Raw genomic sequence first — 14775 nt, 5'->3', positions numbered from 1 at the left:
TGTCGCCTCACCTGCCGTCGTACCCGCGAGTCACTGTTCAGACTGGTGGACCCGCTACCCAAGGCAACGAGGGGGATCCACCCAATGAACGGCTCGCGCATCGCCGCCGTCGGCCACTACCAGCCCGCCAAGGTGCTCACCAACGAGGACCTGGCGGGCCTGGTGGACACCAATGACGAGTGGATCAGGAGCCGGGTGGGCATCCGCACCCGCCACATCGCCGGACCCGACGAGCCCGTCGACGAACTCGCCGCGCACGCCGCCGCCAAGGCCCTCGCCTCGGCCGGGCTGACCCCGGCCGATATCGACCTGGTGCTGGTGGCCACCTCCACCGCCGTCGACCGCTCGCCCAACATGGCCGCCCGGGTCGCCGCCCGCCTCGGGGTCCCGCAGGCCGCCACCATGGACCTGAACGTCGTGTGCGCCGGGTTCACCCACGCCCTGGCCACCGCCGACCACGCCGTGCGCGCCGGCGGGGCGAGCCGGGCGCTGGTCATCGGTGCCGACAAGATGTCCGAGGTCGCCGACTGGAGCGACCGCACCACCTGCGTCCTCGTCGGCGACGGGGCCGGGGCCGCCGTGGTGGAGGCCGCCGGTGAACCGGCCATCGGACCGGTGCTGTGGGGATCGGTGCCCGAGATGGGCCACGCCGTACGGATCGAGGGCACCCCGCCGCGCTTCGCGCAGGAGGGGCAGAGCGTCTACCGCTGGGCCACCACCCAGCTGCCCCCCATCGCCCGCCGGGCCTGCGAGCGCGCCGGGCTCGAGCCTGCCGACCTCGCCGGGGTCGTGCTGCACCAGGCGAACCTGCGCATCATCGAGCCCCTCGCCGAGAAGATCGGCGCCGTCAACGCGGTCGTCGCCCGGGACGTGACCGAGTCCGGCAACACCTCGGCCGCCAGCATTCCGCTGGCCTTCTCCAAGCTCGTCGAGCAGGGCGCGCTCGCCTCGGGCGACCCGGTCCTGCTGTTCGGCTTCGGCGGGAACCTGTCGTACGCGGGACAGGTCGTGCGCTGCCCCTGACCCGCCCGGCCGGTGTGACGCGGTCAACTCCCCCGGGCCCTGGCACTGGCGCGCCGTAGACTGTAGACGAAAGACAATCGATACTGACTCAGCGGCGACACCGGCTTCCGCCGCGCTCCGCACGGCCCGGGCCGAGGAGGGGGACCGCGATGCTGCCGACAGGACTGCCCCAGGGGGCGGTACCCAGGCTGGAACGCCCGGGACCGCTGCGCGACCGCGTCTACGAGGCGCTGCTCGAACTCATCACCACCCGCGCGCTCCAGCCCGGCCAGCACCTCGTCGAGAGTGAACTCGCCGGGCACCTCGGCGTGTCGCGGCAGCCCGTGCGCGAGGCGCTGCAACGGCTCAACACGGAAGGATGGGTCGATCTGCGGCCCGCCCAGGGCGCGTTCGTGCACGAGCCGACGGAGGAGGAGGCCGACCAGCTCCTCACGGTCCGTACGCTCCTGGAGGCCGAGGCGGCACGGCTGGCCGCGGCGAACGCGGACAGTGCCGGCATCGCCGACCTGGAAGCGCTGTGCGCGCAGGGGGAGCAGGCGGTCGAGGCCGACGACGTGGACGGGGCCGTCGCCATGAACGCCCGTTTCCACGCCAGGATCATGGAGCTGGCCGGCAACGCGGTCCTCGCCGAACTCGCCGCGCAGGTCGACCGGCGCGTGCGCTGGTACTACACGCCGGTGGCCCGTCAGCGCGGCGCGCAGTCCTGGATCGAGCACCGCGAGCTCATCGCCGCCGTGGCCGCGCGGGACGAGCAGCGGGCCACGCAGCTGATGCGTGAACACACCGAGCACACCCGGCGGTCGTACCACGCGCGAGAACGTCCGTAGGAGACCGGCGGGGCCCCTTCGCCGCCCACCTACCGTCCGCCGCGCGTGGGTCGTCCGCCCTGCGTGCGGACCGTCCGTGCTGTGTGCGGGCCGTCCGCCCTGCGTGCGGGCCGTCGGAACGTCCGCTTCGCCCGATGAGAGAGCCTCGCGTCCCCGTCTTTGTCCTGTGAGTGGAAAAAGTGGGCGGCAATTCCTGCGCGACTTCTTCCCAGTCCCGGCAGCCACTGCTACGTTCCCTCCGAAAGCACGCCACCGCTGGTGGCGGAAAACCGGCGAGCAGAGGCCGAAAGAGGCGGGGAGGGGCTCGTGAGACGTATGACCGCACGACCCGGGAACGCTCATCAGGCCCGACTGCTCAGGCTGTTGCGCGATGGCGGCCCCAACTCCCGCGCCCAGCTGGGCGACCAGGTCGACCTCTCACGCTCCAAGCTCGCCGTGGAGGTGGACCGGCTGCTGGAGACGCGGCTGGTCGTGGCCGACGGACTCGCCGCCTCACGCGGCGGACGCCGCAGCCACAACATCCGGCTCAATCCCGAACTGCGCTTCCTCGGCGTCGACATCGGCGCGACCTCGATCGACGTCGCCGTCACCAACGCCGAGCTGGAGACCCTCGGGCACATCAACCACCCCATGGACGTGCGCGAGGGCCCGGTCGCGGTCTTCGAGCAGGTCCTGGCGATGGCGGCGAAACTGCGTGCCTCCGGGCTCGCGGAGGGGTTCGACGGCGCCGGCATCGGCGTCCCGGGCCCGGTCCGCTTCCCCGAGGGCATCCCGGTGGCACCGCCGATCATGCCCGGCTGGGACGGCTTCCCCGTGCGGGAGGCGCTCAGCCAGGAACTCGGCTGCCCGGTCATGGTCGACAACGACGTGAACCTGATGGCGATGGGGGAGCAGCACGCGGGAGTGGCCCGCACCGTCGCCGACTTCCTCTGCGTCAAGATCGGCACGGGCATCGGCTGCGGCATCGTCGTCGGCGGTCAGGTCTACCGCGGTACGACGGGCAGCGCCGGCGACATCGGGCACATCCAGGCCGTGCCCGACGGCCGCCCGTGCGCCTGCGGCAACCGGGGCTGCCTGGAGGCCCACTTCAGCGGAGCGGCCCTCGCCCGCGACGCCCTGGAAGCCGCCCAGCAAAGGCTCTCCCCGGTACTGGCCTCACGGCTGGAGACCGGCGGCGGCCTCACCGCCGCCGACGTCGCCGCCGCCGCGGCCGCCGGGGACGCCACCGCCCTCGAACTGATCCGTGAGGGCGGCAACCGCACCGGCCAGGTCATCGCCGGCCTGGTCAGCTTCTTCAACCCGGGCCTGGTGGTGATCGGCGGTGGGGTGACCGGACTCGGCCACACCCTGCTCGCCGCGATCCGCACCCAGGTCTACCGCCAGTCGCTGCCCCTGGCGACCGGCAACCTGCCCATCGTCCTGGGCGAGTTGGGCCCCGCCGCAGGGGTGATCGGCGCGGCCCGGCTCATCAGCGACCACCTCTTCTCTCCCGCGTAGTCCTTCTCTCCCGCGTAGTCCTTCTCGACAGCACGGCAGCACAGCCCCCGCACCGCGCACCGCACTCCCAGCACGGCTCACCGCACGCACACCCGCACCGCACCCGGCACAGGCACGGCTCACCCGGCACAGCGCCCCGCTCCGCCCTGCCCTGCGCCGAACCCGTCTGCCCGGCAAGCGCCCTGTCACCGGCCCGCCCGCCAAGGGGAATCCGCATGGCACCAGAACCACCGCTGCTCAGCATGTCCGGCATCACCAAGTCCTTCCCCGGAGTCCGGGCCCTCGACGGCGTCGCCCTCGACGTCCTGGCCGGCGAGGTGCACTGCCTCCTCGGCCAGAACGGCGCCGGCAAGTCGACCCTCATCAAGGTCCTGGCCGGCGCGCACCAGCCCGACACGGGCGTCATCCGCTGGCGCGGCGAGGAGGTCACCCTCCGCTCGCCCATCGCCGCCATGCGACTCGGCATCGCGACCATCTACCAGGAACTCGACCTGGTGGAGCACCTCTCGGTCGCTGAGAACGTCCACCTCGGGCACGAGCCGACCGCGGCCGGGTTCGTCGTCCGGGGCAGGGCGGCCAAGGAGTCGACCGCCGCGCTGCTCAGGCGGCTCGGCCATGCCGAGATCGACCCCGCCCGGCTCGTGGGGGACCTGTCCGCCGCGCAGCAGCAGATCGTGTCCATGGCCCGGGCGCTCTCCCACGACGTGCGGCTCATCGTGATGGACGAGCCGTCCGCCGCCCTCGACCCGGACGAGGTCGACAACCTCTTCCGCATCGTCGCCGACCTGACCGCCGCGGGCGTCGCCGTCGTCTACATCTCCCACCGCCTGGAGGAGATCCGCCGCATAGGCGACCGGGTGACCGTCCTGAAGGACGGACGGGCCGTGGCCAACGGACTGCCGGCCGAGTCCACCCCGACCCGCGAGGTCGTCGCCCTGATGACCGGCCGCAACGTCGAGTACGTCTTCCCGGACCGGCCCGTGTCACCGCCGGCCGCCGAACCCGTGCTGAAGGTGCAAGGGCTGTCGCGGCAGGGCGAGTTCGAGACCCTGGACCTGGAGGTGCGCCCCGGCGAGATCGTCGGCCTGGCGGGACTCGTCGGCTCGGGCCGCTCCGAGATCCTGGAAACCGTCTACGGCGCCCGCAAACCGACGACCGGTCAGGTACTGGTCGACGGGCGGGCCTTGAAGCCGGGCAGTGTCCGGGCCGCCGTCCGTGCCGGACTCGGGCTGGCCCCCGAGGAACGCAAGGCGCAGGCCCTGCTGATGCTGGAGTCCGTCACCCGCAACGTGTCGGTGTCCTCCATGTCCCGCTTCTCGCGTGGCGGCTGGATCGACCGGGGCGCCGAACTCGGCGCCGCCCGGGCCGCCACGCGCGAGCTGTCGCTCAGGCCCGACAACCCGTCCGTGCCGGTGCGCACCCTGTCCGGCGGCAACCAGCAGAAAGCCGTGCTCGCCCGCTGGCTGCTGCGCGGCTGCAAGGTGCTGCTGCTGGACGAACCCACCCGCGGCGTCGACGTGGGCGCCCGCGCCGAGCTCTACGCGGTCATCCGCCGCCTGGCCGACGAGGGCCTGGCCGTGCTGCTGGTCTCCAGCGAGGTGCCCGAGGTGCTCGGCCTCGCCGACCGCGTGCTGGTCCTGCGCGAGGGCCGCGTCGTCCACACGGCACCCGCGCGCGAACTCGACGAACACCGCGTACTCGACCTGGTCATGGAAGGAAGCCCGGCGTCATGACGCAGCCCGTCTCCCCGCCGCGGGACAGCAGCACCACGAAGGTGTCCCAGGCCCAGCCCCCCGCCTGGCGCGGCCTGATGGCCCGTGCCGACGTCCGCACCCTGTCCCTGCTCGGCGTCCTCGCCGTGCTGGTCCTCATCGGCGGCATCACCAAGCCCGACGAGTTCCTCGACACCCGCAACCTCCAACTCGTGCTCACCCAGGCGTCCGTGATCGGTGTCGTCACCGTCGGCATGACCTTCGTCATCGTCTCCGGCGGCATCGACCTGTCGGTCGGCGCGATCGTCGCCCTCGCCTCGGTGTGGGCCACGACCGTCGCCACCCAGGAGTACGGCTTCGCCGGCATCCTCTTCACCGCGATCGTCGTCGGGGTCGGCTGCGGCCTGGTCAACGGGATGCTCATCGCCTACGGCGCGATGGTGCCGTTCATCGCGACCCTGGCCATGCTGGCCTCCGCCCGGGGCCTCGCCCTGCAGATCACCGACGGCAAGACGCAGATCGTCACCGTGCCGTCGGTCCTGGACCTCGGAGAGCGCGACGCCTACGTACTGGGCGTCCCGCCGCTGGTGCTGGTGTTCGCCGTCGTGACGGTGATCGGCTGGCTGGTGCTCAACCGCACCACCTTCGGCCGTCGCACGGTCGCCGTCGGCGGCAACCCGGAGGCCGCCCGGCTCGCCGGCATCGACGTCCGCCGCCAGCGGCTCTACCTGTACCTGCTGTCCGGGCTGTGCTGCGGCATCGCGGCCTTCCTGCTGATCGTCCTGTCCGGGTCCGGCCAGAACACCAACGGCAACCTCTACGAACTCGACGCCATCGCCGCCGCGATCATCGGCGGCACGCTGCTCACCGGAGGCCGCGGCACCATCACCGGCTCCGTCCTCGGCGTCCTGATCTTCACCACGATCACCAACATCTTCGCCCTGAACAACCTGCAGAGCGACGTCCAGCAGATCGCCAAGGGCGCGATCATCGTCGCCGCCGTGCTGGTCCAGCGCCGTACCGCGAGCACGACCTGAGGAAAGGGTTCACCGCCATGCCAGAGATCACGAGCCGCAGAGGGCTGCTCTTCGGGGCCGCCGCCGTCTCCGCCGGAGCCCTCATCACGGGGTGCACCAGCAACGAGCCCTCCGATTCCAAGGACGAACCGGCCGGGAACAACCAGCCGGCCGCAGACGACAAGCCGGGCAAGCAGGTCACCATCGGCTTCGCCGGGCCGCAGGCCGACCACGGCTGGCTCAACGCCATCAACGACAACGCCAAGAGCCGCGCCGAGAAGTACTCCGACGTCACGCTGGAGATCACCGAGGGCTCCAACGACACCGCCCAGCAGATCGGCCAGATCGAGACCCTCATCAACAAGAAGGTCGACGTCCTGGTCGTGCTGCCCGCCGACGGCAAGGCCCTCACCCAGGTCGGCCTGAAGGCCATGCGCGCCGGGATCCCGGTCGTCAACCTCGACCGCATCTTCAACACCCCGCAGGCCTACCGCTGCTGGATCGGCGGCGACAACTACGGCATGGGACTCAACGCCGGCCACTACATCGGCGAGAAGCTCAAGGACAAGAAGGACGCCCGCGTCATCGAACTGGCCGGCCTGGACAACCTCGAGCTGACCAAGCAGCGCACGCAGGGCTTCGACGACGCCCTGAAGAACTACCCCAACATCAGGAAGGTCGCCCGCCAGGCCGCCGAGTTCACCGTCGAGTCCGGCCAGGCCAAGATGGCCCAGCTGCTCCAGGCGCAGTCGAAGTTCGACGCGCTGTGGAACCACGACGACGACCAGGGCGTGGGCGCGCTGCGGGCCATCGAGCAGGCCGGGCGCGACGACTTCCTGATGGTCGGCGGCGCCGGCGCGCTGTCCGCCTTCCAGGCCATCGAACAGGACGACGGCGTGCTCAAGGCGACGGTGCTGTACCCGCCGACCATGGCCGCCTCCGCGATCGACCTCGCCCGCGCCCTCGGCCAGGGCAAGGGCATCGGCGGCCTCGCCGAGTTCGAGATCCCGTCGTCGCTCACGCTCTACTCGGCCGTCGTCGACAAGACCAACATCGACCAGTACATGTCCACCGGCTTCAAGTGATCCCGCCCGCACCCCCCACGTGCGCCACCCCGACCAGGACGAGGAGGACACCCGTATGGGACAGCCGCAAGCGAAGCCGGAAGGGACCGAGGCAGGGAAGCCACCCCTGCGCGTGGGGATGGTGGGGTACGCCTTCATGGGCGCCGCCCACTCCCAGGGGTGGCGTACCGCGGGCCGCGTCTTCGACCTGCCCCTGGATCCCGTGATGGCCGTGATCTGCGGCCGGGACGCCGGCGCGGTCCGGGCCGCGGCCGACCGGCACGGCTGGGCGTCCACCGAGACCGACTGGCGCGCCCTCGTGGAACGCGACGACGTCGACCTGGTCGACATCTGCACACCCGGCGACAGCCACGCCGAGATCGCGCTGGCCGCCCTGGCCGCGGGCAAGCACGTGCTGTGCGAGAAGCCGCTGGCCAACACCGTCGAGGAGGCCACCTCGATGGCCCGGGCGGCCGAGGAGGCCTACGGGCGCGGACAGATCGCGATGGTCGGCTTCAACTACCGCCGGGTGCCGGCCACCGCGCTGGCCCGCCGGATGGTCGCCGACGGCCGCCTGGGCAGGCTGCGCCACGTGCGCGTGACGTACCTGCAGGACTGGCTGGTGGACCCGCAGTTCCCGCTGACCTGGCGGCTGCGCAGGGAGCAGGCCGGCTCCGGCTCGCTCGGCGATCTCGGCGCGCACATCGTCGACCTCGCGCAGTACCTGGTGGGGGAGCCGCTGGCGGGGGTCTCCGCACTGACGGAGACCTTCGTGCGCGAACGGCCCCTGCCCACCGGCGCCAGCAGCGGACTGTCCGCGGTCACGGCCGCCGGCGCCGGGCAGGTCACGGTGGACGACGCGGCCCTGTTCACGGCCCGCTTCCCCTCCGGGGCCCTCGCCTCCTTCGAGGCCACCCGCTACGCCACCGGCCGCAAGAACGCCCTGCGCATCGAACTCAACGGCGAGCGCGGGTCCCTCGCCTTCGACCTGGAGCGGCTGAACGAGCTGTCCTTCCACGACGGCACCGAGCCGGGCGCGGAGGCGGGCTTCCGCCGGATCCTGGTCACCGAACCCGACCACCCCTACCTGGACGCCTGGTGGCCGCCGGGCCACGGCCTCGGCTACGAGCACACCTTCGTCCACCAGGCCCGCGACCTCGTCCACGCCGTCGCCGAAGGCCGCCGCCCCGACCCCTCCTTCACCGACGGGCTCCAGGTGCAGCGGGTGCTCGCCGCGGTCGAGGAGAGCGCTGAGAAGAACTCCGTCTACACGCCGATCGCCCTCTGAGGAGGCCCGCAGGATGCCGCGCACCTTCACCCTGTTCACCGGCCAGTGGGCGGACCTGCCCCTGGAGGAGGTCTGCCGACTGGCCCGCGACTTCGGTTACGACGGCCTCGAACTCGCCTGCTGGGGCGACCACTTCGAGGTCGACAAGGCGCTGAGCGACCCCGGCTACGTCGCGTCCAGGCACCAGCTCCTCGACAAGTACGGCCTGAAGTGCTGGGCGGTCTCCAACCACCTGGTCGGCCAGGCCGTCTGCGACGCCATCATCGACGAACGCCACCGGGCGATCCTGCCGGAAGCGGTCTGGGGCGACGGCGACCCGGAAGGGGTCCGGCAGCGGGCCGCGGAGCGCATGAAGGACACCGCCCGCGCGGCGGCCGCCTTCGGCGTGAACACGGTCATCGGCTTCACCGGCTCCGCCATCTGGCACCTGGTCGCCATGTTCCCGCCCGCGCCCGACGCGATGATCGAGCGCGGCTACCAGGACTTCGCCGACCGGTGGAACCCGATCCTGGACGTCTTCGACGCCGAGGGCGTGCGGTTCGCCCACGAGGTCCACCCGAGCGAGATCGCCTACGACTACTGGACGACCCACAAGGCCCTCGAAGCCGTCGGCCGGCGCCCCGCCTTCGGCCTCAACTTCGACCCGAGCCACTTCGTGTGGCAGGACCTCGACCCGGTCGGCTTCCTGTGGGACTTCCGCGACCGGATCTACCACGTCGACTGCAAGGAGGCCCGCAAGCGCCTCGACGGACGCAACGGCCGGCTCGGCTCCCATCTGCCCTGGGGCGACCCGCGGCGCGGCTGGGACTTCGTCTCCGCCGGGCACGGCGACGTCCCGTGGGAGGACGTCTTCCGGATGCTGCGCTCCATCGACTACCAGGGGCCGGTCTCCGTCGAGTGGGAGGACGCCGGCATGGACCGGCTCCAGGGGGCTCCCGAGGCCCTGACCCGGCTGAAAGCCTTCGACTTCGAGCCGCCCAGCGCGTCCTTCGACGCCGCGTTCAACAGCTGATCGGGGCACCCGGCGCAGGCCGGGGGACCGGGGGCCGGCACCACCGCCGGTCCCCCCTCCGAGCTGCGCGGACGCCGCTTTGTCCAGCGATGGGAAAAAGTTCAACTGATCCTGGCGCAAGGGGTGTTCGCGCCGGACGGACCCGGTTACCGTCCATTGAAGTGTTCAGGACACACGCACATCCGGGGTGACGGCGCACCCCGGCGCCCGCACCGCACGTCTTCGACCCACCCCGTACGGCCCACCCCGTTCCCGGAGGGACTTCGTGCACAGAAGCAGCATCAGAACCACCCGCACCCCCAGGCGGCCCAGGCTTCGCACCTCTCTCGCCCTCTTCACCGGCCTCCTCCTGGCCGTGGGCACACCGGCCGGCGTCGCCGGAGCCCACCCGGGCCACCCGGAGCACGACGGACCGGCCGCCGCCGAGGGACAGTTCCAGCAGGTCCCGCTCGCCAAGGGCGAACCCGAGATGGGCGAGCCCATGTCGCTCGCCGTGCTCCCGGACCGCAGCGTCCTGCACACCTCACGCGACGGCACGCTGCGCCTGACCGACCAGGGCGGCGTCACCAAGGTCGCCGGCAAGCTCGACGTCTACAGCCACGACGAGGAGGGCCTCCAGGGCGTCGGCATCGACCCGGACTTCGAGAACAACCGGGCCATCTACCTCTACTACGCCCCACCGCTCGACACCCCTGCGGGCGACGCACCGGAGACCGGCACCGCCGAGGACTTCAAGAGGTTCGACGGCGTCAACCGCCTCTCCCGCTTCACGCTGAACGCCAACGGCACCCTGAACCTGGCCAGCGAGAAGAAGGTCATCGACGTCGCGGCCTCCCGCGGCACCTGCTGCCACGTCGGCGGCGACATCGACTTCGACGCGGACGGCAACCTCTACCTGTCGACCGGCGACGACACCAACCCCTTCGCCTCCGACGGCTACACCCCGATCGACGACCGCCCGAACCGCAACCCGGCCTTCGACGCCCGCCGCAGCTCCGGCAACACCAACGACCTGCGCGGCAAGATCCTGCGCATCAAGGTGGCCGAGGACGGCTCGTACACCGTCCCGGAGGGCAACCTCTTCGCCCCGGGCACGGACAAGACCCGTCCCGAGATCTACGCGATGGGCTTCCGCAACCCGTTCCGGATGAGCGTCGACGACAAGACCGGCACCGTCTACGTCGGCGACTACGGCCCCGACGCGGGCGCCGCCGACCCCAGGCGCGGCCCGGCCGGGCAGGTCGAGTTCGCCAAGGTGACCAAGGCGGCCAACTTCGGCTGGCCCTTCTGCACCGGCGACAACGACCCGTACGTCGACTACGACTTCGCCACCAAGGAGTCCGGCGAGACGTTCGACTGCGCCGCCCCGAAGAACACCTCGCCGCACAACACGGGCCTGGTCGACCTGCCGCCCGCGCAGGCCGCCTGGATCCCCTACGACGGCGGGTCCGTGCCCGAGTTCGGCAGCGGTTCCGAGTCCCCGATGGCCGGCCCGGTCTACCGCTACGACCCCGAGCTCGACTCCGGCGTGAAGTTCCCCGAGGCCTACGACGGCGACTTCTTCGCCGGGGAGTTCGGCCGCCGCTGGATCAAGCGGATCGAGCAGAACGAGGACGGGTCCGTCGCGAAGATCAACGACTTCCCGTGGACCGGCACCCAGATCATGGACATGGAGTTCGGCCCCGACGGCGCCCTCTACGTCCTCGACTACGGCGTCTCGTGGTTCCAGGGCGACGAGAACTCCGCCCTCTACCGCATCGAGAACGCCGAGGACGGCTTCTCCCCGATCGCCGAGGTGAGCGCCGACAAGACGTCCGGAGCGGCCGGCCTGAAGGTCACCTTCACCGGCTCCGCCAAGGACGCCGACTCCACCGACCTCACCTACAGCTGGGACTTCGGCGACGGCACCAAGGGCGAGGGCCTCAACCCCACCCACCGGTACAAGAAGGTCGGCACCTACAGCGCCACCTTCACCGCCAAGGACCCCGAGGGCAACACCGGCAACGCCAGCGTCCGGATCGTCGTCGGCAACACCGAGCCCAAGGTGCGCATCGACGTCCCCGCCAACGGCACCCTGGCCGCCTTCGGCGAGCCCGTGCCCTTCAAGGTGACCGTCACCGACCCCGAGGAGACCGTCGACTGCTCCAAGGTCAAGGTCGCCTACAGCCTCGGCCACGACTCCCACGCCCACGAGCTGACCAGCGAGATGGGCTGCGAGGGCACGCTGAAGCCGCCTCCCGGTGACGGCGGCCACGACCCGAACGCCAACATCTACGGTGTCGTCGGCGCCAGCTACACCGACGGCGGCGCAGGCGGCCAGGAGGAGCTGACCGGCACCGCCCGCACCGTCCTGCAGCCACTGCACCGCCAGGGCGAGCACTTCACCACCCAGTCGGGCGTGTCCGTCATCGACAAGACCGGCGCCCACGGCGGCAAGACCGTCGGCGACGTCAACGACGGCGACTGGATCTCCTTCACCCCCTACCGGTTCGACGGCCAGAAGAAGATGACCGTACGGGCCTCCTCCGGCGGCGCGGGCGGCTTCGTCGAACTGCGTACCGGCTCCCCCGAGGGACCGCTGCACGGCTCGGCCTACATCCCGCCGACCGGTGGCTGGGAGACGTTCCAGAACGTCGACGTGCCCCTGCGGGCGCTGCCGAAGAAGACCACCGAGATCTACCTGGTCTTCCGGGGCGGCGAGGGCGCGCTGTTCGACGTGGACGACTTCGAGTTCTCCAAGCAGCCCTTCAAGGGCGGCAAGAAGGTCCTGGTCTTCTCCAAGACCGCCGGCTTCCGCCACGACTCCATCCCGGCCGGCATCACGGCACTGAAGGAACTCGGCGGCCCGGCCGGCATCACGGTCGACGCCACCGAGGAGGCGCGGCAGTTCACCACGGCCAACCTCGCCAAGTACGACGCGGTCGCCTTCCTGTCCACCACCGGTGACGTCCTCAACGCCGAGCAGCAGCAGGCGTTCGAGAACTACGTCCGCAACGGCGGCGGCTACATGGGCATCCACGCGGCGGCCGACACCGAGTACGACTGGGAGTTCTACGGCGGCCTCGTCGGCGCCCACTTCCACTCGCACCCGGCCATCCAGAAGGCCACCGTCCGCGTCGAGGACCACGACCACCCGGCCACCGCGCACCTGGGCGACGCCTGGGAGCGCACCGACGAGTGGTACAACTACCGCACCAACCCGCGTGAGCAGGCCAAGGTCCTCGCCACCCTGGACGAGACCACCTACCAGGGCGGCACCATGAAGGGCGACCACCCGATCGCCTGGTGCCAGAGCTACGGCGGCGGCCGGTCCTTCTACACCGGCGGCGGCCACACCAAGGAGTCCTACGCCGACGAGGCCTTCCGCGCCCACCTGCTCGGCGGCCTGCAGTACGCCACCGGCCAGGTGAAGGCGGACTGCAAGCCGAGCAAGGACTACCGGAAGATCTTCAACGGCCAGACCCTGGACGGCTGGAAGCAGGCCGGCCCCGGCAAGTTCGTCGTCAAGGACGGCGTGATGGAGACCGAGGGCGGCATGGGCCTGCTCTGGTACCAGGCCAAGGAGCTGAAGTCGTACTCCCTCAAGCTCGACTGGAAGATGCGGGGCGACGACAACTCCGGGATCTTCGTGGGCTTCCCGGCCTCCGACGACCCCTGGTCAGCCGTGAACAAGGGCTACGAGATCCAGATCGACGCCACGGACGCGCCCGACCGGACCACCGGCTCGGTCTACTCCTTCAAGTCGGCCAACCTCAAGGCCCGTGACCAGGTCCTGCGGCCGCCCGGCCAGTGGAACTCCTACGAGATCAAGGTCCAGGGCGAACGCCTGCAGGTGTTCCTCAACGGAGTCAAGATCAACGACTTCACGAACAAGGACCCCGAGCGGAGCCTGACCGACGGCTACATCGGGCTGCAGAACCACGGCGCCGACGACCAGGTCTCCTTCCGCAACATCCAGCTCAAGGAACTGCCCGTCCAGGGCCGGTGAACGGCGGCGGGCGGGGGACGCCGGACCCCCGCCCGCCGTCTCACGTCCCACCCTCCCCCCTCGGTTCGCGCACGACCAGGAGGCTGCCCATGTCCGCGTCCCTCTCCCAGCCGCGTGTGGGGGTGTGGCTGATCGGAGCCCGCGGCTCCGTCGCCACCACCGTCGTCACGGGGTGTGCCGCCGTCACCGCGGGACTGCACCCGCCCACCGGCATGGTCACCGAGACCCCCGCGTTCGCCGACAGCGGCCTGCCCGCCCTGTCCGACCTCGTCTTCGGCGGCCACGACACCCTCGACTGCCCCCTGCCCAAACGGGCCGAGACCCTGACCGCCGGAGGCGTCCTCCCGCCCGGCGTCGCCACGGCCGTCGCGGCCGAACTCGCCGCCGCCGACCGGGAGATCCGGCCCGGCGGCCCCACACCGGGGGACACCAGGAGCGAGGATGAGCTGATCGCGGCCTTCGCCGACGACATCCGCGACTTCACCCGGCGCCACCAGCTGGAGCGGACCGTGGTGGTGAACGTCGCCTCCACCGAACCGGCCTCCCAGGGCCCGGGCGCCCCGCTGCCGGCCAGCACCCTTTACGCCCTGGCGGCCCTGCGCGCGGGCTGCCCCTACGTCAACTTCACCCCCTCCGAGGGCATGCACCACCCGGTCGCCGCCCGCGAGGCGGAACACAGCGCACTGCCCTGCGCCGGCCGCGACGGCAAGACCGGGCAGACCCTGCTGCGGGCCGTGCTGGGCCCGATGTTCGCCCAGCGTGCCCTGCACGTGCGGGCCTGGTCCGGCACGAACCTGCTCGGCGGCGGCGACGGAGCGGCCCTGGCCGACCCGGCCGCCGCGGCGGCGAAGAACGCCGGGAAGGAACGCGTCCTCGCCGACACCCTCGGCAGCGTCCCCGAGGGCGAGGTGCACATCGACGACGTGCCCGCCCTCGGCGACTGGAAGACCGCCTGGGACCACATCGCCTTCGACGGCTTCCTCGGCACCCGCATGATCCTGCAGACCATCTGGCAGGGGTGCGACTCGGCGCTCGCCGCCCCCCTGGTGCTCGACCTCGCCCGTCTCACGGCCCGCGCCCACGAAACCGGCCTCACCGGCCCGCTCGGCCCCCTGGGCTTCTACTTCAAGGACCCGGTGGGCGAGGGACCCGCGGGGCTGTCCGAGCAGTACGAGGAACTGCTCCGGTTCGCACGGACCCTCGGGCGCAAGGGAAGCGGTGACGCGCCGGTTCTCGGACCGACCCAGGAGGGAAGCGGCGACGCGCCGGGTGGGGAGCGGGGCGGCGGGCGGGGGCGTGCCGCTCGGGCGGCGAGGGGCGCCGAGGGGACGGGGGAAACCCCGTGACC

General features: G+C 71.5%; 10 protein-coding genes. All 10 read left to right on the top strand.

What is annotated here, in order from left to right:
- Positions 1-84: 84 nt before the first annotated feature.
- The 10 genes from Q5694_RS18070 (at position 85) to Q5694_RS18025 (ending at position 14773) form a co-directional block, all read left to right on the top strand.
- Entirely contained in the window at positions 85-1023 is a 939-nt protein-coding gene (locus tag Q5694_RS18070) for a beta-ketoacyl-ACP synthase III (protein WP_333934147.1), read from the top strand.
- Positions 1024-1172: 149 nt separating this feature from the next.
- Entirely contained in the window at positions 1173-1850 is a 678-nt protein-coding gene (locus tag Q5694_RS18065) for a GntR family transcriptional regulator (protein ID WP_333934146.1), read from the top strand.
- 315 nt (positions 1851-2165) lie between these two features.
- Complete coding sequence (locus tag Q5694_RS18060) at positions 2166-3347, top strand: ROK family protein (RefSeq protein ID WP_333934145.1); 1182 nt, start codon at positions 2166-2168, stop codon at positions 3345-3347.
- A 215-nt stretch (positions 3348-3562) separates the two neighbouring features.
- On the top strand, positions 3563-5080 hold the full coding sequence (locus Q5694_RS18055; RefSeq protein WP_333934144.1) for a sugar ABC transporter ATP-binding protein: 1518 nt from the start codon (positions 3563-3565) through the stop codon (positions 5078-5080).
- A complete protein-coding gene (locus Q5694_RS18050) occupies positions 5077-6096 on the top strand; it encodes an ABC transporter permease (RefSeq protein ID WP_333934142.1) in 1020 nt (339 codons plus the stop codon). Before Q5694_RS18055 ends, Q5694_RS18050 begins: the two co-directional genes overlap by 4 nt.
- A gap of 17 nt (positions 6097-6113) precedes the next feature.
- Positions 6114-7160 (top strand): substrate-binding domain-containing protein, encoded by a 1047-nt coding sequence (locus Q5694_RS18045; RefSeq protein WP_333934140.1) that lies wholly within the window; start codon positions 6114-6116, stop codon positions 7158-7160.
- A 55-nt stretch (positions 7161-7215) separates the two neighbouring features.
- Positions 7216-8427 carry a Gfo/Idh/MocA family protein gene (locus Q5694_RS18040; protein ID WP_333934139.1) on the top strand — a complete coding sequence of 404 codons (1212 nt, stop codon included), beginning with the start codon at positions 7216-7218 and terminating at the stop codon, positions 8425-8427.
- Positions 8428-8440: 13 nt separating this feature from the next.
- Positions 8441-9439 (top strand): sugar phosphate isomerase/epimerase family protein, encoded by a 999-nt coding sequence (locus Q5694_RS18035; protein WP_333934138.1) that lies wholly within the window; start codon positions 8441-8443, stop codon positions 9437-9439.
- Between the two features lie 265 nt (positions 9440-9704).
- On the top strand, positions 9705-13427 hold the full coding sequence (locus tag Q5694_RS18030; protein WP_333934137.1) for a ThuA domain-containing protein: 3723 nt from the start codon (positions 9705-9707) through the stop codon (positions 13425-13427).
- 89 nt (positions 13428-13516) lie between these two features.
- A complete protein-coding gene (locus Q5694_RS18025) occupies positions 13517-14773 on the top strand; it encodes an inositol-3-phosphate synthase (RefSeq protein ID WP_333934136.1) in 1257 nt (418 codons plus the stop codon).
- Positions 14774-14775 lie beyond the last annotated feature (2 nt).

Source organism: Streptomyces sp. AHA2, assembly GCF_036857595.1.
In the GTDB taxonomy this organism is placed as follows: Bacteria; Actinomycetota; Actinomycetes; order Streptomycetales; family Streptomycetaceae; genus Streptomyces.
This window is presented reverse-complemented; position numbering and strand designations above follow the sequence as displayed.